Source organism: Chromobacterium amazonense (assembly GCF_001855565.1).
Classification (GTDB): domain Bacteria; phylum Pseudomonadota; class Gammaproteobacteria; order Burkholderiales; family Chromobacteriaceae; genus Chromobacterium; species Chromobacterium amazonense.
The window spans coordinates 66,133-85,920 of sequence record NZ_MKCR01000002.1 but is presented as its reverse complement, the minus strand read 5'-3'; the positions used below and the strand labels follow the sequence as shown (position 1 = coordinate 85,920).

At 63.9% G+C, this 19,788-nt stretch carries 20 protein-coding genes; 12 read left to right on the top strand and 8 right to left on the bottom strand.

Going from position 1 to position 19,788, the window contains the following annotated elements:
• Positions 1 to 80 precede the first annotated feature (80 nt).
• From BI343_RS01070 to BI343_RS01055, 4 genes are all read right to left on the bottom strand, one after another.
• Positions 81 to 1,400 carry a glycoside hydrolase family 19 protein gene (locus BI343_RS01070; RefSeq protein WP_083340732.1) on the bottom strand — a complete coding sequence of 440 codons (1,320 nt, stop codon included), beginning with the start codon at positions 1,398 to 1,400 and terminating at the stop codon, positions 81 to 83.
• Between the two features lie 130 nt (positions 1,401 to 1,530).
• A complete protein-coding gene (locus BI343_RS01065) occupies positions 1,531 to 1,716 on the bottom strand; it encodes a hypothetical protein (RefSeq protein ID WP_071108305.1) in 186 nt (61 codons plus the stop codon).
• Positions 1,717 to 1,759: 43 nt separating this feature from the next.
• Positions 1,760 to 2,026 carry a translation initiation factor IF-1 gene (gene infA / locus BI343_RS01060; RefSeq protein ID WP_043622179.1) on the bottom strand — a complete coding sequence of 89 codons (267 nt, stop codon included), beginning with the start codon at positions 2,024 to 2,026 and terminating at the stop codon, positions 1,760 to 1,762.
• Between the two features lie 198 nt (positions 2,027 to 2,224).
• Positions 2,225 to 3,691 carry an aminotransferase-like domain-containing protein gene (locus BI343_RS01055; protein WP_071108304.1) on the bottom strand — a complete coding sequence of 489 codons (1,467 nt, stop codon included), beginning with the start codon at positions 3,689 to 3,691 and terminating at the stop codon, positions 2,225 to 2,227.
• A gap of 180 nt (positions 3,692 to 3,871) precedes the next feature.
• Between BI343_RS01055 and BI343_RS01050 the strand changes: the two genes are divergently transcribed.
• From BI343_RS01050 to BI343_RS01005, 10 genes are all read left to right on the top strand, one after another.
• The gene (locus BI343_RS01050) at positions 3,872 to 4,489 is read left to right on the top strand and encodes a LysE family translocator (protein WP_043622182.1); all 618 of its coding nucleotides are present in this window, start codon (positions 3,872 to 3,874) and stop codon (positions 4,487 to 4,489) included.
• Between the two features lie 105 nt (positions 4,490 to 4,594).
• Positions 4,595 to 5,164, top strand: a complete 570-nt coding sequence (locus BI343_RS01045; protein WP_071108303.1) for an isochorismatase family protein — start codon at positions 4,595 to 4,597, stop codon at positions 5,162 to 5,164.
• Positions 5,165 to 5,217: 53 nt separating this feature from the next.
• A complete protein-coding gene (locus BI343_RS01040) occupies positions 5,218 to 5,430 on the top strand; it encodes a DUF1737 domain-containing protein (RefSeq protein WP_043622188.1) in 213 nt (70 codons plus the stop codon).
• On the top strand, positions 5,417 to 6,316 hold the full coding sequence (locus BI343_RS01035) for an EamA family transporter (protein WP_071108302.1): 900 nt from the start codon (positions 5,417 to 5,419) through the stop codon (positions 6,314 to 6,316). The genes BI343_RS01040 and BI343_RS01035 overlap by 14 nt, the downstream gene beginning before the upstream one ends.
• Positions 6,309 to 7,220, top strand: coding sequence for a GlxA family transcriptional regulator (locus BI343_RS01030; protein ID WP_071108430.1), 912 nt, complete (start codon positions 6,309 to 6,311; stop codon positions 7,218 to 7,220). The genes BI343_RS01035 and BI343_RS01030 overlap by 8 nt, the downstream gene beginning before the upstream one ends.
• Positions 7,221 to 7,331: 111 nt before the next feature.
• Complete coding sequence (locus BI343_RS01025) at positions 7,332 to 8,042, top strand: LPP20 family lipoprotein (RefSeq protein ID WP_083340731.1); 711 nt, start codon at positions 7,332 to 7,334, stop codon at positions 8,040 to 8,042.
• 50 nt (positions 8,043 to 8,092) lie between these two features.
• A complete protein-coding gene (locus BI343_RS01020) occupies positions 8,093 to 9,325 on the top strand; it encodes a flagellar assembly protein T N-terminal domain-containing protein (protein WP_244886549.1) in 1,233 nt (410 codons plus the stop codon).
• A 158-nt stretch (positions 9,326 to 9,483) separates the two neighbouring features.
• Complete coding sequence (locus BI343_RS01015) at positions 9,484 to 10,476, top strand: extracellular solute-binding protein (RefSeq protein WP_043622193.1); 993 nt, start codon at positions 9,484 to 9,486, stop codon at positions 10,474 to 10,476.
• Between the two features lie 71 nt (positions 10,477 to 10,547).
• Positions 10,548 to 12,149 (top strand): ABC transporter permease, encoded by a 1,602-nt coding sequence (locus tag BI343_RS01010; RefSeq protein ID WP_071108300.1) that lies wholly within the window; start codon positions 10,548 to 10,550, stop codon positions 12,147 to 12,149.
• 1 nt (position 12,150) lies between these two features.
• Positions 12,151 to 13,191 (top strand): ABC transporter ATP-binding protein, encoded by a 1,041-nt coding sequence (locus tag BI343_RS01005; protein WP_071108299.1) that lies wholly within the window; start codon positions 12,151 to 12,153, stop codon positions 13,189 to 13,191.
• 82 nt (positions 13,192 to 13,273) lie between these two features.
• Here the strand turns inward: BI343_RS01005 and BI343_RS01000 are convergent, their stop codons facing one another.
• From BI343_RS01000 to BI343_RS00990, 3 genes are all read right to left on the bottom strand, one after another.
• Complete coding sequence (locus BI343_RS01000) at positions 13,274 to 13,741, bottom strand: YbaK/EbsC family protein (RefSeq protein ID WP_071108298.1); 468 nt, start codon at positions 13,739 to 13,741, stop codon at positions 13,274 to 13,276.
• Between the two features lie 66 nt (positions 13,742 to 13,807).
• Positions 13,808 to 14,935, bottom strand: coding sequence for a methyl-accepting chemotaxis protein (locus tag BI343_RS20520; RefSeq protein WP_043622204.1), 1,128 nt, complete (start codon positions 14,933 to 14,935; stop codon positions 13,808 to 13,810).
• A gap of 300 nt (positions 14,936 to 15,235) precedes the next feature.
• Entirely contained in the window at positions 15,236 to 15,727 is a 492-nt protein-coding gene (locus tag BI343_RS00990; protein ID WP_043622207.1) for a winged helix-turn-helix transcriptional regulator, read from the bottom strand.
• A 79-nt stretch (positions 15,728 to 15,806) separates the two neighbouring features.
• On the opposite strand from BI343_RS00990, the gene BI343_RS00985 reads away from it, so the two are divergent.
• Positions 15,807 to 17,174 carry a D-amino acid dehydrogenase gene (locus BI343_RS00985; RefSeq protein WP_339375032.1) on the top strand — a complete coding sequence of 456 codons (1,368 nt, stop codon included), beginning with the start codon at positions 15,807 to 15,809 and terminating at the stop codon, positions 17,172 to 17,174.
• Between the two features lie 4 nt (positions 17,175 to 17,178).
• Entirely contained in the window at positions 17,179 to 18,249 is a 1,071-nt protein-coding gene (gene alr, locus BI343_RS00980; protein WP_071108296.1) for an alanine racemase, read from the top strand.
• A 65-nt stretch (positions 18,250 to 18,314) separates the two neighbouring features.
• Here alr and BI343_RS20515 read toward each other — a convergent pair whose 3' ends face one another.
• Positions 18,315 to 19,634, bottom strand: a complete 1,320-nt coding sequence (locus BI343_RS20515; RefSeq protein WP_071108295.1) for a methyl-accepting chemotaxis protein — start codon at positions 19,632 to 19,634, stop codon at positions 18,315 to 18,317.
• Positions 19,635 to 19,788: the final 154 nt, after the last annotated feature.

The window sequence follows — 19,788 nt, the reverse complement described above, 5'->3', positions numbered from 1 at the left end:
CGCAGCGTCTGGCTTAGGGGCGCATGGACATGTTGGCAGGCCGGAACCCGCAGCGGATTCCGGCCTTCGCTTTTCCGCGCCTACTTCAGCTTGACGCCCCAGTTGTCCTCGACGCAATGCTGGTAATTGCCCGGTTGCAGCGCGCTGTACGGGGTCTGGTAGCTCACCAGTTGGCACTGGTAGTCATGTCCCCATTGCCAATCCTTTTCCCAGTAGATGTTGTAGGCGGCGGAGCTGGCCGAGGTGAATCGCTGCATATTGGCGCAGGACAGCTGCTCGGCGCCGTAGTCCCATCCCAGGTCATGGGCGAACTGCTTGTAGTAGTCGATGCGATTCTGCGCGGCCTGGCGTTCCGTGCCGCCGCCGCATTCGGCGTTGATGATCATGATGGTGGTGGCGAAGTTGTTGCCGGCGCCGGCGGCGATGTCGGCCGCATTCGGCACCCAGGTGCCGTCGATGACCTGCAGCATGGAAGGCTTGGGCGGCTGCGGATAGACGAAGAAGAAGGTGGCGGAGGCCAGGTTCAGCCAAGTGCTGGCCACCAAGTCCGGGTTTTGCAGCAGCACGGACTGGTCGCCGTTGTTCATGGCCTGGGAGAACGGGCCGTAGTTGTAGTTGTAGGACAGCTGCTTGGCGCCGCGGCCGAAATATTTTTTCCAGCTGCCGTCCGGATTCTTGCCGCAGGCCCATACCTTGTTGAATACCGGGTCGTCGCATTCGGTGTTGTAGCCGCAGCCGGGGCCGGTATCGGAACAGCCCATTTCGCGCAGATAGGCCAGGCCCTGGCGCCATTGCGGGATGGTGTCGCTGGCGTCGTGGTTGCCGGTTTCCTGGGCGAAGTGGGCGAACATGGTGGCCAGGCTGTGGCGGCAGATGGCGTCGGCATCGCGGCCGTCCGCGTAGTCATCGCACACCGCAGGGAATTTGGCCACGGCTTGCAGGAAACGGGTGTAGGTGTAGCTGGGATCGCGGCGGCTGAAATAGTAATCCCATTTGGCGGACGGCAGCAGCCGCTCGACGCGGCGCACGTTGACGGGGTTGGCGGCATTCCCCGGCGCGACCCGCGCCACCTGATCGTTGGAAAGGGTGCGGATGGACGCCTTCACCTTGCGGAAGAAGTCGTTGTTGGTCAGATCGGCTTCATGCTGCAGCGCCTGCTGCAGGGTGGGAATGGTGGGCGCGGCATCGTCAAGCTTGCGCAACGCGCCGCCGACGTGGGCAATCCACGATCCTTTGGGGTTGGCGCCTGGCGTTTCCCCGCGGGTAGGCCATTTGGCCTGCCAGCTGCGGCCCTGCCATTGCACAACCTGGCCTTTGCCATAGGCCATGCCGGCATTCCAGGGGGCGGCCAGCGCGGAGCCAGCCAGCAGTGACAGGGCAAGAGCGGCGATAAGTTTCATATTGGTCTTCCTATAGTGGAGCATGCCGGCTGGCACGTAATACCACTATGGAACCAATACAAGATATGTCAAATGATTTTCATGCCGGATTTTTAGCCGCGCAGACTGAGCGGCGGTTTCCGGCGCTGGCTCAGGCGCGGGTCGCGCGGATCCAGGCGTCTCCGGCGTAATTCGCGCTGGCAAGGCCCAGCGCGGAATGGAAGGTGACGGCGAAGCGTCGTCCCATCTGCTTGATGGCGACCACTTCAAAGGCGATGGTATCGGCACCGTGTTGTTCGGTGACCAGATCGCCTGGCTGCAATTCATGAATCTTCATTGGTTTACCAAGGCGTGACCGCAAGGCGGCCATGCCGTAAATATCAACGGCGGCGATGTTGCGGCGGACGGGAACCGGCGCCGATGTTGGCGGTGGGGTGACGGAAATTGATGCGGCCCTTGGTCAGGTCGTACGGGGACATTTCCACGGTGACGCGGTCGCCCAGCAGCACGCGGATGCGGTGCATCTTCATTTTGCCGGAGCCGTAGGCGAGGATTTCCATATTGTTGTCCAGGCGCACGCGAAAGCGCGATTCCGGCAGCATTTCGATGACGACGCCTTCCAGTTCGATCATGTCTTCTTTGGACATGGGATTCCTTTCAGTAAATACGGGTAATGCATTGGCCGCGTCGGCTGTCGATACCGACTACCGCAGACGGGCGATGGAGCTTCGATTCGGTAACCCAGCGGGCCGGGCGCGGCCCGGGAGGCAAGGCGTCGCGTCAAACAGCGTTGGCGCGACGAGAAGTAGAGGCAATGCCTATTTTAACGCCAAAGGGCCGCCGCGTCAGCCGTTAATTTCACGGCCATGGCGACGCGCCTGTTCTTGCTGCTCGCAAGCCAGCTGGCCGACGCGCACCAAGGCCGTCAAATAGCGTTCATCCAGCGGATAACAGCAGGACAAGCGCATCGCATTGCGGTAGCGGCCGCCGGGCGAACTGAGCGGGCCGGGAATCAGGCTGATCTTCTCCGCCATCGCCGCGTGGAACAGCGCCACGCTGTCGCAGCCCTCCGGCAGCTCCAGCCAGATCAGGAAGCCGCCTTGCGGCTGCGTGGCGCGCGTGCCGGCGGGGAAGTGGCGAGCGATCAGGCCTCGCACCTTCTCCACATGGGCGGCGTAGCGGCGCTTCAGCGTGCGCAGATGGTGATCGTAGCCGCCGGACTCCAGGAACGCGCCCAGGGTTTCCGCCAGCACCGCCGGCTGCGCCACCGATGAGGCGAATTTCAGCTTGCGCAGCGCGGCATCGAAGCGGCCGCCCTCCATCCAGCCGATGCGGAAATCCGGCGCCAGCGTCTTGGTATAGCTGGCGCAGACGATGACCCAGCCGTCGGCGTCGAAGGCCTTGACTGCCGGCGCCAGCGTGTCGGCGAATTGCAGCTCGGCGTACAAAGCGTCTTCGATCAGCGGCACCTGGTACTGGTTGACCAGCTTGGCCAGCCGCTTCTTGTTGTCCAGCGGCATGCAGCAACCCAGCGGATTGTGGACGTTGGGCATGGCCACCAGCGCCTGGATGCGCTGCTCGGCCAGCAACACCTCCACCGCGTCAATGGACAGGCCGGTTTGCGGGTCGGTGGGGATTTCCACGGCCTTTAGGCCCAGGCTGGCCAAGAGCGGCAGCAGGTTGAAATAGGTGGGCGACTCCAGCCCGACGGCGTCGCCGTGGCGGGTGACGGCGCGCAAGGCCAGTTGCAGCGCCTCCATGCAGCCGTGGGTCAGGATGATGTTGTCCGGCTGCAGCGTCATGCCCAGATCCATGCCGCGGCGGGCTATCTGGGTGCGCAGCCGCTCCGCCCCCGGCGGCAAGGCGTAAGTGCTGACCATGCCGGGGTGGCGGCGCAGGATCTGACCCATCAGCCGCGCCAGCTTGTTGCCGGGGTAGAAGTCCCCGCCGCGCGGGCAAGCCAGCGCCAGATCGATGAAGCCCTCGGTCTGCTGCGCCTGCAGAACGGTGCCGATCAGGTCCAGCACGGCGTTCTGAGTGGGGGAGGCTGGGCCGCTTTCGGTGACCGCGGGCCGCGCCGGCGACGGCAGCCGGGCGCGCACGTAGTAGCCGGATTGCGGCCGGGCTTCTATCAGTCCGCGGTCTTCCAGCACGCGGTAGGCGCTGACCACGGTGTTGAGGCTGAGCTGGCGGCTGTGCGCGGTACGCCGCACCGATGGCAGACGCGACCCCGGCGGCAGCGTGCCGCGGCGGATTGCCAGCGATAGGTCATCGGCCAGTTGCTGATAGAGGGTGGGGGCGCTGTTCTGCATCGTTGGTCTGGGTGATGGGGCACAGCGCCTATCATAGAGTCAGGTGACAGTTTCTGAAAAGAACAATCTGTAACCAGATCAATAATGGATTTTTGAATCTGTATCCATTCAACGGCTGCGCATAGCATGTTCGGGTGGGCGACAGTCTGTCGCCGTTTGCCGATTTGCAGGAGACGCACCATGCCCGAATTCGCTTTGCTGTCCTATGTCGCCCTGATGTCGATCACGCCGGGGCCCAATAACCTGATGCTGGCCAGCTCCGGCGTCAATTTCGGCTTCCGCCGCACCTTGCCGCACATGCTGGGCATCAGCCTGGGCTGCGCGCTGCAGGTGTTCATCGTGGCCATGCTGTTGGCTCAGATGCTGGGCTGGCTGGAAACCTGGCGTTTGCCGTTGGCTGTGGCTGGGTGTGTCTATCTGTTATGGCTGTCCTGGACGCTGGCGATGGCCGGCTTGCCGGAGGGCAGGGCGCAGGCGCGGCCGCTGGGTTTTGTCGGCGCGGCGATGTTCCAGTGGCTCAATCCCAAGGCCTGGGTCATGGTGCTGAACGCGTCCATCCTGTTCATGCCGGCCAAGGCGGATGGCAGGATGGCGGCGGCTTTGCTGCTGGCGCTGGTGTTCGCCGTGGTCAACCTACCGTGCATCAGCGTGTGGGCCTGGGGCGGGGAAAAGCTGCGCCGTTGGCTGCAAAGGCCCGAGGCGCTGCTGGTATACAACCTGTCCATGGGCGGCATGATGGCCGCTACGGCGCTGTGGCTGATGTATGACGAGCTGCAGCCAGTGTTGGGCTGGATCTGAATGATGTCCTTTTTTGGCAGATGATTGTCCTCGTTAGGCCTTCAGCCAAGGCGATGGCAGGATTAGCATGGCGTCCATATTCCACCTGAGCCGAGGATAGGCCGCATGAAACAGACTGCTTTGCTGGTGATAGATGTTCAGGACTCTTTTCTTTCCCGCCCTTATTGGGATGAGCGTGAGCTGCCGGCCTACCGCGAGGCGCAGCGCGCGCTGATCGCCGGCGCCGAGGCGCGCGGCGCGCCGGTGGTCAATATCCTGCATGTGGATGACGACGCGTCGTTTCGCGTCGAGTCCGGCCTGGTGCGTCCGCAAGCCTGGCTGACGCATCAGCCGGCGGCGACTTTCGTCAAGCATGTGCACAACGCGCTGACGGATTCTGGCCTGCAGGCCTGGTTGGACGCGCGCGGCATTCGCCGCTTGGCGATTTCCGGCATCCGCACCGAGCAATGCTGCGAAACCACCGCCCGCGTGGCATCGGACCTGGGCTATGAGGTGGACTTCGTCAGCGAGGCCACGCTGACTTTCGCCATGACGCATCCCCTCAGCGGCCGCGTCTACAGTCCGGCTGAAATCCGCGAGCGGACCGAGCTGGTGCTGGCTGGACGCTTCGCCGCCATCGTCACGGTCGATGAGGCGCTGCGGCGGATGGCGCGCGCGGCCGAGCTTGTCGATTGACATCGGCATGGCATAAGGTGTCGGAATCGGTTTTGTTCAGATCAGGAGTAAGCATGGCGCAAGACGCATCGAGGCTGCCGCCGGACGGGCTGCCGGCTTATCGGCTGCTGACCGGCCCTGACGATTCGGCCTTCTGCAAGCGGGTCAGCGAGGCGCTGGCTTTGGGCTACCGGCTGTATGGCTCGCCGGCCGCCACCTTCAATGGCGAGCGTGTCATCGTGGCGCAGGCCGTGTTGTGGCCGGGAGCGGACCATGCCGCCGATTGACGTGGCGCAGGCGCTGGCCATCGTGGTGGCTTGGGGCGTCAACTTCGTCGTGATCAAATGGGGCGTAGCCGGTGTGCCGCCGCTGCTGCTGGGCGCCTTGCGCTTTGCGCTGGTGGCGCTGCCGGCGGTGTTCATCGTCAAACGGCCGCCGCTGCCGTGGCGCTATCTGGCGCTGTATGGATTGACGGTGGGCGTGGGGCAGTTCGGCTGCCTGTTTTCGGCGATCAAGCTGGGCATGCCTGCCGGGCTGGCCTCGGTCGTGCTGCAGTCGCAAGCCTTCTTCACCTTGCTGCTGGCGCGCTTCCTCCTGAACGAGCGCTGGCAGCGCAGCCAGCTGGCGGGTTTGGCGCTGGCCTTGGGCGGCTTGGCGCTGATCGGGGTCGGCAAGGACGGCAATATGACGGCGCTGGGCTTTGGGCTGACCATCGCCGCCGCGACCAGCTGGGCCGCGTCCAACGTGGTGGTGCGCGCCATCGGCCGCGACGGCTACAAGGTGGCGCCGCTGGGGCTGGTGATCTGGTCCAGCCTGATCCCGCCGATTCCGTTTCTGCTGCTGTCGTGGTGGCTGGAGGGCGGCGAGCGCATCTTGCCGGCACTGCGCGATTTCAATCTGCAATCGCTGTTCGCCGTCGCCTATCTGGCGGTGGTGGCCTCGATGTTCGGCTATGGCCTGTGGAGCCGGCTGCTGACCCGGCACGCCGCCGCCAAGGTGGCGCCGTTTTCGCTGCTGGTGCCGGTGGTGGGCTTGCTGGCCTCGCATCTGCTGCTGGGCGAGAGCCTGACGCCGGCGCAATTGGCCGGCAGCGGCCTGCTGCTGGCTGGGTTGGCGGTATCGGTATTCGGCGGCCGCGCGCTGTCGATGGCGGCGAGGGGTGGCCGTGCTTGAGGTGTACTTCGTTTTGCCGCCAGACCTGCTGCTGCTGGATTTGGCGGGGCCGGCCGAGGCGTTGCGCCTGGCTGGCGAGTTTGGGGCGGACCTGCGCTTGCATTTTGTCAGCCCGATGCCGGAAACCGCGACGTCGCTAGGCTTGCCGCTAGCCAGCCTGCAACCCTTGCCGGAGGAGCTGCCGGAGGGCGCGCTGGTGGTGGTGCCGGGTTCGACGCCGTCCGCCGTGGCTTATGCCAAGCCGGATGCGCGGCGCATCGTTGCCTGGCTGGCCGCTCGCAAGCGTCAAGCAGGCGTGTCATGGGTGGGCATCTGCTCCGGCAGCTTGCTGCTGGCCGAGGCCGGCTTGTTCGATGATCGCGCCTGCACCACCCATCATACCTTGCTGGAGCGCTTGCGCGCATCGGCGCCGGCGGCCAGGGTGCAGGAGAACCGGGTATTCGTGCAGGACGGACCGTGCTGCAGCAGCGCCGGCATCACCGCCGGCATCGATCTGGCGTTGCATTTGATCGGAGAGCGGATCGGCCCGGCCACTGCGCGCGCCGTGGCGCGGGAGATGGTGGTTTACTTCCGTCGCTCGCCGCAAGACCCGGAGCTGTCGCCGTGGCTGGCCTGGCGCAATCATCTGCATTCGGCCCTGCACCGCGCGCAAGATCTGATCTGCGCCGATCCGGTGCGCGATTGGCCGCTGGGCGAGCTGGCGGAGCGGGCGCATGTCAGCGCTCGGCACTTGTCGCGCTTGTTTCGCGAGCATGCAGGCATCAGCGCGCACGATTATCACCAGGCTTTGCGGCTGGCGCTGGCCATGCAATGGCGCGCGGCCGGGCTGGGCAAGGAGAAGGCGGCGCTGGCCGCCGGTTTCTCGTCGGCGCGGCAGTTGGCGCGGGCGGCGTCCCGCCGCTAAACCTTGCTGGACAGCATATTTCTTAAGTTTTAACGATTCTGGACGATATTCCGGGTTGACGCGCTCCGGGAATGGTTCATACCATTCCATCAATATCTACCGGTAATTGCCATGAAAACTGTCCGCAGCCTGTCTTGTCTCCTGCCTCTGGTTCTGTTGGCCTCCCTGTCCGCTTGCTCCACTGGCACGCCGCCGCAAAAAATGGCTGCGCCTGCGTCAGCCAAGGAAGGCGGCATGGTGCCGTCCGGCGTCGGCTATGTCGGTCCCAGCGAGGAAGGCAATAGCGGCGAGGATGTGAAGGTGGTGGTGCGGGAGGTCAATCCGTTCCAGCCCATCGTGGTGCGCGTCACCGGGAGCGGCGCCGCGCCGTATACAAATAGCCTGACGCCGTCTCAGCGCAAGCTGCTGGCGATGCGCGCCGCGCGGCTCGATGCGTTCCGCGCCATTGCGGAACAAGTGCAGGGCATGAAGCTGGTGGGCAACAGCACGGTGTCCAATATGATCGCCAATAGCGACAGCTTCCGCACCTATGTGGACGCTTATTTGCGCGGCGTCACCATCGTTTCCACCACGATGAAGCCGGACGGCACCAGCGAGGCGGTGGCGGAAATCACGCTGGATCAGGACTTCTACAAGCAGTTCAAGAACTCCTTCGACAAGACCGGCAGCGTGATGCGCGCGGCGCAGGAAACCGGCGCCGTCGGCGCGCAATGCGCCGAACCTAACTGCGGCGCCACCAAGACCATGCCGGCCGCCAGCCCGGCGCAAACCATGATGGTGGCCCCGGCGCGCTACAGCAGCAATTTCTATGTGAACCAATGATGATGACGCGAATTCGTCAAACGGCTGCCGCCCTTGTGGCGGCATTTGTTTTGTCCGCATCGGCGCAGGCGCAAATCCTGAGCGCGGAGGGCGTGGCGCCCTTGGATAACGGCACGGTGGCGGCGCGCGAGATGGCTATCCGCGACGCGATGCGGCTGATCACCATCAATCAGGGCGCGCGGGTGGAGTCGGTGCAGGTGTTGGAGAACGGCAAGCCTGCCGAGTCCGCCACGCTGACCGCGAGCGGCCAGCTGCAGGGCGCGGTGCGAGTGGTCAATGAGTACCAGCAGGGCAAGCTGTACCACGTCAAGATCGAGGTCGATACGGCCGGCGCGGCAGAGGCCCAGGCCCCGACGCGCAGCCGCGATCCGTCCTGCGCGATGCCGCCGGGGCGCTCGCTGCGGCGCAAGCTGGTGACGACCTATTTCGACGTGGCGCGTCCCGCCGACGCGTCCGACCTGGCGAATCTGTCCACGGCGTTGCCGACCGAGCTGTCGCGCCGTTTGTCGCGCAATCCCTTGCTGCTGGTGCGCGACGCCAATACCGTGTCGGTGCTGTCGGACAGCCGCATCGCCGAGCCCGCTGCCGGCCGCGACGTCGCCAGCCAGTTTGGTCTGCGCCAGGGCGTGCAGTTCGTGGTGGCCGGCCGCGTGCTGTCCACCTCGGTGACCGACAAAGGCCTGAAGCCATCGTTTTTCGAATCCAACAATACCAGCGAGCAGAGCGCCATCTATAACGGGCCATTTTCCGGCCTGCTGGGCGGCGGGGCCAAATACAAGGCCACCGAGCGCCAGTTCGACATGGAAGTGTGGATTTACGATGGCCTGACGGGTTCATTGCTGGCCAATGAGCGCGTAGGCGGCCTGATGCGCGGCGATGTGGCGCCCAAGCTGCCCAAGCCGTTCGCCTCCGCCGCGTTTTGGGCCACCGATTACGGCAAGTTGGTGGATAAATTGATGGACAAGGCGGCGCAGCGCGTCGATGACGTCATTTCCTGCATACCGTTCTCTGCGCGCATCGTGCGGCAGGAGGGTAAGCGCGTTTATATCAATGCAGGCCTGTTGGACGGGATGGCGGTGGGCGACAAGATGCTGCTGTACAAGCGCTCTTCCGGCCAGCCGGTGCGCGACTTGGTTTCCGGGACGGATTTGGGCATGCCGGAAAGTCTGAACGGCGACATCTCGCTGATCCAGGTGCAGCCGAACTTCTCGATCGGGGTCGTCCAGAGCAATAGCCAGCCGGTATCGGAAGGCGATTTCGTCCGTTTCGCTTCCACCCGTTGATATGGGCCGGTTGCCGCCGCGGGCGGTGACTGGTCGCTCGCGGGTTTGCTGGCCCAGTTCCCCTGTTTACAAAATATTTTTGTATTGATACCTATTATCACTTGATGCTACGGTGCATCCCGCACTTCGCTCTCAAACAGCCAAACAGGGGATACACCTTGAAGCAGCAACTGATTTTCGCCGCCGTACTGGCGGCGCTGGCCGGCCAGGCGCTGGCCGAGGACGTGGTCGTTTACAGCGCGCGCGCGGAACAACTGGTCAAGCCCTTGATAGACGCCTACAAGAAGGAAACCGGCGTGACCGTCAAGCTGGTGTCGGACAAGGAAGGCCCGCTGATGGAGCGGATGCGGGCCGAGGGCCGCAACAGCCCGGCCGACCTGCTGCTGACCGTGGACGCCGGCAATCTGTGGCAGGCGGAAAAAATGGGATTGCTGCAAGCGGTGAAATCGCCGGTGCTGGACGCCAATGTCCCTGCCCACCTGCGCGACCCCAACCATCAATGGTATGGCCTGTCGATTCGCGCCCGCACTATTTTCTACAACACCCAGAAAGTCAAACCGGCCGAGCTGTCCAGCTATGCCGGCCTGGCCGATCCCAAGTGGAAGGGCAAGCTGTGCCTGCGCACCTCCAAGAAGGTGTACAACCAGTCGCTGGTGGCAATGATGCTGACTGAGATGGGTCCGGCCAAGACCGAGCAGGTGGTCAAAGGTTGGGTGAGCAATCTGGCTACCGCCCCTTTCCCGGACGACACCAAGATGCTGGAGGCGATCGCCGCCGGCCAGTGTGATGTAGGCATCGCCAATACCTATTACTACGGCCGTTTGATGGAGAAATCTCCCAAGCTGCCTATCGGCATCTTCTGGGCGGACCAGGCAGGCAAGGGCACCCACGTGAACGTTTCCGGCGCCGGCATCGCCCGCTACGCCAAGAACGAGAAGGGCGCGTTGAAGTTCCTGGAATGGCTGAGCTCGGAAAAGGCGCAGAACCTGTTCGCCGACGTCAATATGGAGTTCCCGGTCAATCCCAAGGTGAAGCCGGATGCCCGCGTCGCCGCCTGGGGCGACTTCAAGCATAACTACATCAATGTCTCCAATGCCGGCGCCCGGCAGGCCGAGGCGGTGAAGCTGATGGACCGCGCCGGCTACAAATAAGCGCCGCCCATTATTGGTATCTTCGGCCCGCCGTTTTTTCAACGGCGGGCCGTTGTTGCTGGATCAATCTCATGTTTGCTTCTGTTTTGCGCTGGCGGACGCTGTCCGCGGCCATCAGCCTGCTCACGCTGCTGCCGCTGGGCGTGATCGCCCTAGGGCTGCTCACGCCGGATATCGAGGTTTGGCGCCATCTGTCGGCGCATGCGCTGCCGGAGCTGTGGCGCAACACCGTCATTCTGCTGCTGGGCGTGGGCGCGGGCGTGTTGCTGCTGGGCGTGCCGCTGGCCTGGTTGACCGCGGTGCATGATTTTCCGGGCCGCCGGGTGTTTTCCTGGGCGCTGATGCTGCCGTTGGCGATGCCTGCCTATGTGATGGCGTTTTCGCAATTGGGCCTGTTCGACTTTACCGGACCGCTGCAAACCTGGCTGCGCGAGACCTTCGGCAGCTCGTCCTGGGTGCCCAATGTCCGTTCGACGCCGGGCGTGGTGATGGTGCTGACGCTGGCTTTCTACCCCTATGTTTATTTGCTGGCGCGCAATGCGTTTGCCACGATGGGGCGGCGCGCGCTGGAAGTCGGCCAGTCGCTGGGCTTGTCGCCGCTGGCCGGTTTTTTCCGCGTGGCGCTGCCCATGGCCCGGCCGTGGATCGTGGCCGGACTGAGCCTGGCGCTGATGGAGACGCTGGCCGATTTCGGCACGGTTGCCGTGTTCAATTTCGACGCCTTCACCTCGGCCATCTACAAGGCCTGGTTCAGCCTGTTCTCGCTGTCTGCGGCCAAGCAGCTGGCATCGCTACTGGTGTTATTGGTGCTGGCGCTGGTATGGCTGGAGCAGCGGGCGCGCGGCCAACGCGCCTATGGCCAGGCGGGCAGGGCGGCGCCCTTGCCGCGGACGCGCTTGCCCGGCGCGCGCGGCTGGCTGGCTTGCGCCTGTTGCAGCCTGGTGCTGCTGCTGGCCTTCGTCCTGCCGTTCGGGCAGATCCTGCTCTGGGCCGCCGAGCATGCGGCGGATGATGCGGCCGATCTGCTGGATTATCTGAAAAGCTCGCTTGTGCTGGCCGCGCTGGCGGCGTTGCTGGTGCCGGCGCTGGCCTTGCTGCTGGTTTTCGCGGTGCGCCGCGATCCTCGCAGCCGGCCATGGGCCAGGCTGGCCACGCTGGGTTACGCGGTGCCGGGCACGGTGCTGGCGGTGGGTGTCTTCGCCCCGGTGGCGGCGTTGGACAACCTGTTGCTTGATCATTTCGGCCATTGGCTGCCGGCGGGCAGCACCGCCGTGTTCAAGGGCACGCTGCTGGTGATGCTGCTGGCCTATGCCTCGCGCTTTCTGGCGGTAGGCCATTCGCCGCTCGACGCTGCGATGCAGCGCATCGCGCGCAGCCAGGAGGAAGCCGCGCAAAGCCTGGGCCTGCATGGCATGCGCCTGGCCTGGCGTTTGCATCTGCCGCTGCTGCGAGGCGGCCTGTTCACCGCGATGCTCATGGTGTTTGTCGACGTGATGAAGGAAATGCCCATCACGCTGATGACGCGGCCGTTCGGCTGGGACACCTTGGCGGTGCGCATCTTCAACTTGACCATAGAGGGCGAGTGGCAGCGCGCCGCGTTGCCATCGGTCGCCATCGTGCTGGCCGGCCTGTTGCCGGTGCTGCTGCTGTCCAGACAGAAATCCGGAGCCTGATATGGAAAACCTGCTCGAATTCGACAATGTGAGCCTGGACTTCGCAGGACGAACGGTGCTGGATGGCATGAGCTTCACCCTGCAGACGGGGGAGATCGCCTGTTTGCTCGGCGCTTCCGGCTGCGGCAAAACCAGCGCGTTGCGCAGCATCGCCGGTTTTGAGACGCCTACTGCCGGCGCGATCCGGCTGGGCGGAGAAACGGTGTTCGGCGGCGTGGCGCAGCCGGCCCATCGCCGCCGCATCGGCATGGTGTTCCAGGATCATGCGCTGTTTCCGCATTTGACCGTGGCAGGCAATATCGCCTTTGGCTTGTCGGCCTTGAGCCGCGCCGCCCGCCGCGAACGGGTGGCGGAAGTGCTGAATCTGGTGGGCCTGGCGGCGGAGGCGGATCGTTACCCGCACCAGCTGTCCGGCGGGCAGCAGCAGCGGGTGGCGCTGGCGCGCGCCTTGGCACCCTTGCCCAGGCTGCTGCTGCTGGACGAGCCATTTTCCAATCTGGACGCGGAATTGCGCGAACGCCTGGCGCGCGAGGTGAGGTCGATGCTGAAGTCGCTGGGCATCGCCGCGTTGATGGTGACGCATGATCAACACGAGGCCTTCGCCTTCGCCGACAAAGTCGGCGTGATGCATGGCGGGCGGCTGGAACAATGGGATGCCCCGGAGGCTTTGTATCACGCGCCGGCCACCCGCTATGTGGCCGGCTTCATCGGCCAGGGCGCCTTTTTGCCGGGCAAGGCGAGCGGCGGCCGCAGCGTGGCGCTGGAGACCGGCGAGCTGCGGAGCGAAGTCGGCTTGCCCTTTGCCGATGGCGCGGCGGTGGAGGTGCTGCTGCGGCCAGACGAGGTGAGGCTGGAGCCGGGCAGCGCGCTGCGGGCCAAGGTGGCGGAGCGCATCCATCGCGGCGGCGTGTGCCACTATGCGCTGGAACTGCTGTCAGGCCGGCGTCTGGTGGCCGAGCTGGGCCATGATCAGCCGCTGGCGGTGGGCGAAACGGTGGGCATCCGGCTGCAGCCGCGGCGGCTGTTGGCGTTTGAGGCGTGAGGCCTTTGGGGATGGGCAAAAAATCAGCGGCGCGGCTGATGCGAGGCGACGCGGCGCGCGATCACGATTCTGCTGAGCGGGTTTAGTCGAAGGACTGGCAGACATCCACCCATTGCCCGGCGGTGATGTCGCTCAACTTGCTGGGGCTGATGCGCACCGCGCTGTGCACGGCGCCGGCGGCGGGCAGAATCTCGTCAAAGGCCTGGATGGATACGTCTAGGTATATCGGCAGTTCGCGCGCCAGGCCGAAGGGGCAGACGCCGCCCACCGGGTGGCCGGTGATCGCTTCCACCTCCTGCGGCGGCAGCATTTTGCCTTTGCCGAACGCATCCTTGAACTTGCGGTTGTCGATGCGGGCATCGCCGCGCGCCACCAGAATCACCTCTCGGCCGTCGTTGAGGCGGAAGGCCAGGGTCTTGGCGATGCGGCCGGGCTCCACGCCGTGGGCGGAGGCGGCCTCGGCCACGGTGGCGGTGCTGACGTCCAGCTCGATGATGGCGATGTCCAACTGGCGGCGGGCGAAAAACTGACGAACGGACTCCAGGCTCATATCATCTCTTGGCCAAGCGTGAAAACCCAAAGCTAACGCATGCGCCGTCGCGCCGCCAGTCTGGCGTCAATGGCCCTGTACGATTTCCGCCAGCTTGTCGGCGATGTCTTGCGATGTGGCCGCCTGTTCCTCCGCCGCATTGGCGATCTGCACCACGAAGTCGCGCATATTGTTGATTTCACGGACGATGGCTTCCAAGGCCTCTTCCGCGCGCAGAAAATCGCTTTCCGTGGCATCCACCTTGAGCCGGCCGTCTTCGATAGCCTTGACGTTTTGCTGCACTTCGGTCTGGATCATGCGTATCATTTCGCCGATTTCCTGCGTCGCCTTGGCGGTGCGTTCCGCCAGCTTGCGCACTTCATCGGCCACCACGGCGAAGCCGCGGCCCATTTCGCCGGCGCGCGCCGCCTCGATGGCCGCGTTCAAGGCCAACAGGTTGGTCTGATCGGCAATGTCTTTGATCACGCTGATGATCTGGCCGATGGTTTCGGAGCGCGTGCCCAGCGAAACCAGACTGTCGGCGGTGTGGCGCACCATGGTGCCGACGCTCTTCATGCCGCTGCTGGTTTCGCCGACGATGGTGGAGCCCTTGCGGCTCTCCGCCAGCATCAGCTCGGCGGATTCGGAAGCGGAAGAAGTTTGCACCGCTACGTTCTGGATGGTCGCGCTCATCGCCTGCATGTTTTCGGAAAGCTCATTGATGCGCGCTTCCAGGAATTGCCGGCGCTTGTCGTTTTCTTCCTGCAATTGACGCGCTCTTTGCTCGGCCGACACGTCTTTGAAGCTGGCCATGAAGCACAGCAGCTTGTTGCTGTCTTGCCGGCTCCAAATCGGAAAGACCTTGGTTTCGAAAATGACATCACCAACCGGAATCTGCGCGCTGTGAAACGGCATCTTGCGGGCGGCCAGGTCGGCCAGAATCTTGCGGTTGTGGGAAGGGTCGCGATGGAACTGGTGGATGGTGTGGTTCATCGCCTGATTGACGTCCACGCCCGCGCGAAAGCGCTGGTTCAGCGAGGCATGATGCTGGTTGAGCACATCGCGCGCGGTCTTGTTCATATAGAAAATCACATTGTCCGAGCTGGTGTCGCACAACATGATCAGGTTGTCGCTGTTGTCCAGCACGCACTGAAATTGATGGATGGTTTGTTCCAGATCTTCCGATTGCGCGGACTTTTTGAACCAGCCTGCCATGGCCACCTCCTGCTAACGATGATGTCGGGCGTGGCTGACGAGATGGCAATGCCATTGCGGCCTGTAGGCGCTATGGCTTGTGGAATCTTGCCGGACACGCTGAGCGCAGCGTCCAAGCCTTGCGGCATGGACGACTGCTTAGACGCCTGAAAATGCGATGCATTTAGTTGCGACTGTCTCAATCCATCATAAGTGTTTTTACTGAAGATGCAGCCTGGAATGCGCATGGATGAGACATAGGCAGACGAAAGCCTTGCCACGCGCAGCGGCTGATTGGGGTACGCGCGGCAAACTGTCGGCTCAAGCGTCGTTCAGGGGCAAGGCTAGGGTTTCCTTGACCTCCTCCATCACCACATAGCTCTTGGATTCCTTAGCCGACGGCAGCTGCAGCAGGATGTCGCCCAAGAGCTTGCGGTACATGGACATGTCGGCGATGCGCGCCTTGATCAGGTAGTCGAAGTCGCCGGATACCAGGTGGCATTCCAGAATTTCCGGAATGCTCAGGATCTCGCGGCGGAAGGCGTCGAAGATATTGCCGGACTTGGCCTCCAGCTTGATCTCGACAAAGACCAGCAGCGAGCCGCCCAGCGCGTGCGGATTGAGGCGTGCATAGTAGCCGTCGATGATGCCGTCGCGCTCCATGCGGCGCACTCGCTCGGTGCAGGGCGTGGTGGAGAGCCCGACTTTTTCGGCCAGCTCGGTCATGGCGATGCGGCCGTTTTTCTGCAGGATGCGCAGGATTTTGCGGTCCATCTTGTCCAGCGCCTTGCCGGAGGAAGTGACAGTCTTCATTTTTTCACTGCTTACGCGAAAAATTCTTATTAGTCATCTATTGATTCTCGTCAATTTCAGTGAAAAAAACCAGATATCAATGAATATACTAGCGGAATTCACTAGCTGTAGTGACATGGCTACAAACGGAGAGGGAATCATGAAGGTAATCGTGCTGGGTGGCGGCGTTCTGGGCGTATCGACTGCGTGGTATCTGGCCAAGGCCGGCTGCCAGGTGACGGTGCTGGAGCGCCAGGACGGCGTGGCCTTGGAAACCAGTTTCGGCAACGCCGGCCAGATCTCGCCCGGCTACTCCGCGCCGTGGGCGGCGCCCGGCATTCCGCTGAAGGCGATCAAGTGGATGTTCCAGCGCCACGCGCCGCTGGCCATCCGTCCGGACGGCAGCCTGTACCAGCTGCAATGGATCGCCAAGATGCTGGCCAACTGCAATGCAAAATCCTATGCGGTGAACAAGAGCCGCATGATGCGCCTGGCCGAGTACAGCCGCGACAAGATCAAGGAGCTGCGCGCCGAGACCGGCCTGGATTATGAAGGCCGCCAGGGCGGCACGCTGCAGTTGTTCCGCAGCCAGGCCCAGGTGGACGGCATGGCCAAGGACATCGCCGTGCTGCGCGAATGCGGAGTGGACTTCAATGTGCTGGACCCGGACGGCTGCGCCCGCGTCGAGCCGGCGCTGGCGGCGGTCAAGCACAAGCTGACCGGCGGCCTGCAGCTGCCCAATGACGAAACCGGCGACTGCAATCTGTTCACCAGCCGCCTGGCAGAATTGGCTCGCGCCAAGGGCGTGGCGTTCCGTTTCGGCGTGACGGTGGACGCCATCCTGAACGATGGCAAGCGCATCACCGGCGTGCGCGTCGGCGACGAGACACTGACCGCCGACCACTATGTGGTGGCCATGGGCAGCTACTCGCGCGATCTGGTGAAAGCCCTGGGCATCGACATCCCGGTCTATCCGGTCAAGGGTTATTCCTTGACCGTGCCGATCACCAACCCGGCCGGCGCGCCGGTGTCCACCATCCTGGATGAAACCTACAAGGTGGCGATCACCCGCTTCGACAACCGCATCCGCGTCGGCGGCATGGCCGAGCTGTCCGGCTACAACCTGGAGTTGAACCCGCTCCGCCGGAAAACGCTGGAAATGGTAGTCGGCGATCTGTACCCGAACGGCGGAGACATCCCGGCCGCCACCTTCTGGACCGGCCTGCGCCCGATGACGCCGGACGGCACGCCCATCGTCGGCGGCACCCGCTACGCCAACCTGTCCTTGAATACCGGCCACGGCACGCTGGGCTGGACCATGAGCGCCGGCTCCGGCAAGGTGCTGGCCGACATCATCACCGGCGCCAAGCCGGAAATCAGCATCGACGGCCTGTCCATGCAGCGCTACGCCAAGCAGGGCGAAACCCTGGTGGTGCCGGCGATGCGCCCGTCCGTGCAAGGGGCCTGATGCGATGCGTCCCCTGATCGCGACGATACGGCTGGATAACCTGCGGCATAATTACCAAGTGGCCCGCGCAGCCCATGGCGATAAGACGCTGGCCGTATTGAAAGCCAATGCCTATGGCCACGGCGCGGTGCGCTGCGCCCAGGCGCTGGCCGACATAGCCGACGGCTTTGCCGTCGCCTGTCTGGAAGAGGCGCTGGAGCTGCGCGCGGCCGGCATAGCCCGCCCCATCCTGTTGTTGGAAGGCGTGTTCGAAGCCGAGGAACTGAAGGCGGTGGACGAGCATCAGCTATGGCTGGCGGTGACCAGCGAGGAGCAGCTGCGGATGATCGAACAATCCGTGCCGCAGAAGCCGTTCAACGTATGGCTGATGCTGGACTCCGGCATGCATAGAGAAGGCTTTCTGCCGGAAGCCTATCACGCGGCCTGGCGCCGGCTGGAGGCCAGCGGCAAGACGGGCAAGATCACCAAGATGACCCACTTCGCGCGCGCCGACGAGCCGGAATTGCCGATGACCGCGGCGCAGCTGGAGCGTTTTGACGCTGTCGTCCGAGAGTTGCCGCCCGGCGACGAATCTGTGGCCAACTCTGCCGGCATCCTCTGCCACCCGCGCGCGCAACGCAACTGGGGCCGCGTCGGCATCGCGCTGTACGGCGTGACGCCGCTGCCGGCCGGCTTCGAAGACGCCGCCGACCTGCGTCCGGTGATGCGTTTCAGCAGCCGGGTCTTCGGCGTGCGCGAGTTGGCCGCCGGCGAGCCGATAGGCTATGGCGACAACTTCGTCACCGACCGGCCTACCCGCGTCGGCCTGGTAGCCTGCGGCTACGCCGACGGCTATCCGCGCCGCGCCTCCAGCGGCAGCCCAGTGCTGGTGGACGGACAGCGCTCTCTTCTGATCGGCCGGGTGTCGATGGATATGCTGACGGTGGATCTGACCGACCTGCCCGCAGCCGGCATCGGCAGCGAGGTAGAGCTGTGGGGCGATGGCGTGTCGGTCAACGAAGTGGCGGCCCATGCCGGCACCATAGGATACGAGCCTTTGTGCAACGTCAAGCGCGCGCATTTCGATTACCGCTGAAGCACGCTTGGCTATCGAAAACAACAGCCCGGCATTCGCCGGGCTGTTGTTTTGCAACCTAACATTCAATTGCTCTGTATGACCAGTTTTTCCACCCTCTGAGTCGCATCGCGCGTGCGCTCGGCGAGCTTGCGCACTTCGTCGGCCACTACGGCGAAGCCGCGGCCGGTTTCGCCGGCGCGAGCCGCTTCAATCGCTGCGTTCAGCGCCAAGAGATTGGTCTGGTCGGCGATGGACTGGATGGTGCTGACGATGGCGCCGATCTCGGACAGGCTCTTTTCCAGTTGCTGCCGTTGCTGGCTTTCGCTGTCCAGCGCGGCTGAGCGCTTTTCCGCGTCGATGTCGATCAGCGCGCCGACCACGCGCAGCGGCGTGCCGTCCGGCGCGCGCCGGGTCTGGCCGCGGGCGCGGAACCAGTGGTATTCGCCGTTTTTGCATTGCAGGCGGTATTCCAGATCGTACGGCGTCTGGCCGCTGCGGTCGCTCAAATGGGCGGCGAAGGCGTTCAGCACGCCTGGCTTGTCTTCGGGATGCAAGCGGTTGGACCAGCTCTCCAGCACGTTCGGAAAATCCTGCTCAGTGTCGAAGCCGAGCAACTGGCGAAACTGCGGCGACCACCAGAAGGCGTTGTTGCCGCTGACAGGATTTGCGGGGTCCACTTCCATGTCCCACAGGCCTTCGGCCAACATGGCGCTGCCCAGTTCGAAGCGGGTCATGGTCCGCTCCAATTGCAACTGCTGGGCGCGCCATTCCGTGATGTCGGCCAAGGATCCTGCCACTCGCAAAGGCACGCCCTTGTCGTCGCGCAGCGTCGCGCCGCGGGCGCGGAACCAGCGGTACTCTCCGTTTTTGCATTGCAGCCGGTATTCGATGTCGTATGGCGTCATGCCGCTGCGGTCGTTCAGATGCGCGCCGAAGGCGTCCAGCACCCGCTCCCTGTCATCGGGGTGGAGGCGGCCGGCCCAGCTGCCCAGCACGTCCGGAAAGTCGCGCTGATCGTTGAAACCCAGCAGCGCGCGGAACGTTTGCGACCACCAGAACACATTATTCGGGTTGAGCGGGTCGCCGGCCACTACCGACATGTCCCACAATCCCTCGCTGGCCGCGCGGTTGACCAGGTCGAAACGGACGCTGAGCAGCGTCAGTTGTTCCTCGGCCCGGCGCAACGCGTCCTGCAGTTGCGTCAGTTGGCGGTCGGCGGCCTGGCGCTCCGCGTCGGCTTCGTTGATTTGCCGGTCGCGTTGCTCCCACACGCGCGACAGTTTTTCACCCAGAGCCCGCCAGCGCTCATCGCCGTGAATCTGCCATTTGGCCGATTCTCCACGCAATACGGCTTCCGCGGCGGCATCCAACTGGTTGATCATCTTGTTTCCGGCAAACCACATGGCATTCCTCCCGATGTGCTATTCAGAGTTTCAGCATAGCCTTACGTCATGGATGTGGAATTAGGTATAACTACTTGCGACGATCACCATCGCTTGCTGCAGCGTATGGCGTGGCAGGCGCTATTTCGATATATGATGCCGGTTTAACGGAAAT

What these genes read in the sequence shown, in the direction of transcription:
- BI343_RS01070 (WP_083340732.1), bottom strand. Translation starts at nt 1,400, where the DNA reads ATGAAACTTATCGCCGCTCTTGCCCTGTCACTGCTGGCTGGCTCCGCG.
- BI343_RS01065 (WP_071108305.1), bottom strand. Translation starts at nt 1,716, where the DNA reads ATGAAGATTCATGAATTGCAGCCAGGCGATCTGGTCACCGAACAACAC.
- infA (WP_043622179.1), bottom strand. Translation starts at nt 2,026, where the DNA reads ATGTCCAAAGAAGACATGATCGAACTGGAAGGCGTCGTCATCGAAATG.
- BI343_RS01055 (WP_071108304.1), bottom strand. Translation starts at nt 3,691, where the DNA reads ATGCAGAACAGCGCCCCCACCCTCTATCAGCAACTGGCCGATGACCTA.
- BI343_RS01050 (WP_043622182.1), top strand. Translation starts at nt 3,872, where the DNA reads ATGCCCGAATTCGCTTTGCTGTCCTATGTCGCCCTGATGTCGATCACG.
- BI343_RS01045 (WP_071108303.1), top strand. Translation starts at nt 4,595, where the DNA reads ATGAAACAGACTGCTTTGCTGGTGATAGATGTTCAGGACTCTTTTCTT.
- BI343_RS01040 (WP_043622188.1), top strand. Translation starts at nt 5,218, where the DNA reads ATGGCGCAAGACGCATCGAGGCTGCCGCCGGACGGGCTGCCGGCTTAT.
- BI343_RS01035 (WP_071108302.1), top strand. Translation starts at nt 5,417, where the DNA reads ATGCCGCCGATTGACGTGGCGCAGGCGCTGGCCATCGTGGTGGCTTGG.
- BI343_RS01025 (WP_083340731.1), top strand. Translation starts at nt 7,332, where the DNA reads ATGAAAACTGTCCGCAGCCTGTCTTGTCTCCTGCCTCTGGTTCTGTTG.
- BI343_RS01010 (WP_071108300.1), top strand. Translation starts at nt 10,548, where the DNA reads ATGTTTGCTTCTGTTTTGCGCTGGCGGACGCTGTCCGCGGCCATCAGC.
- BI343_RS01005 (WP_071108299.1), top strand. Translation starts at nt 12,151, where the DNA reads ATGGAAAACCTGCTCGAATTCGACAATGTGAGCCTGGACTTCGCAGGA.
- BI343_RS01000 (WP_071108298.1), bottom strand. Translation starts at nt 13,741, where the DNA reads ATGAGCCTGGAGTCCGTTCGTCAGTTTTTCGCCCGCCGCCAGTTGGAC.
- BI343_RS20520 (WP_043622204.1), bottom strand. Translation starts at nt 14,935, where the DNA reads ATGGCAGGCTGGTTCAAAAAGTCCGCGCAATCGGAAGATCTGGAACAA.
- BI343_RS00990 (WP_043622207.1), bottom strand. Translation starts at nt 15,727, where the DNA reads ATGAAGACTGTCACTTCCTCCGGCAAGGCGCTGGACAAGATGGACCGC.
- BI343_RS00985 (WP_339375032.1), top strand. Translation starts at nt 15,807, where the DNA reads ATGAATATACTAGCGGAATTCACTAGCTGTAGTGACATGGCTACAAAC.
- alr (WP_071108296.1), top strand. Translation starts at nt 17,179, where the DNA reads ATGCGTCCCCTGATCGCGACGATACGGCTGGATAACCTGCGGCATAAT.
- BI343_RS20515 (WP_071108295.1), bottom strand. Translation starts at nt 19,634, where the DNA reads ATGTGGTTTGCCGGAAACAAGATGATCAACCAGTTGGATGCCGCCGCG.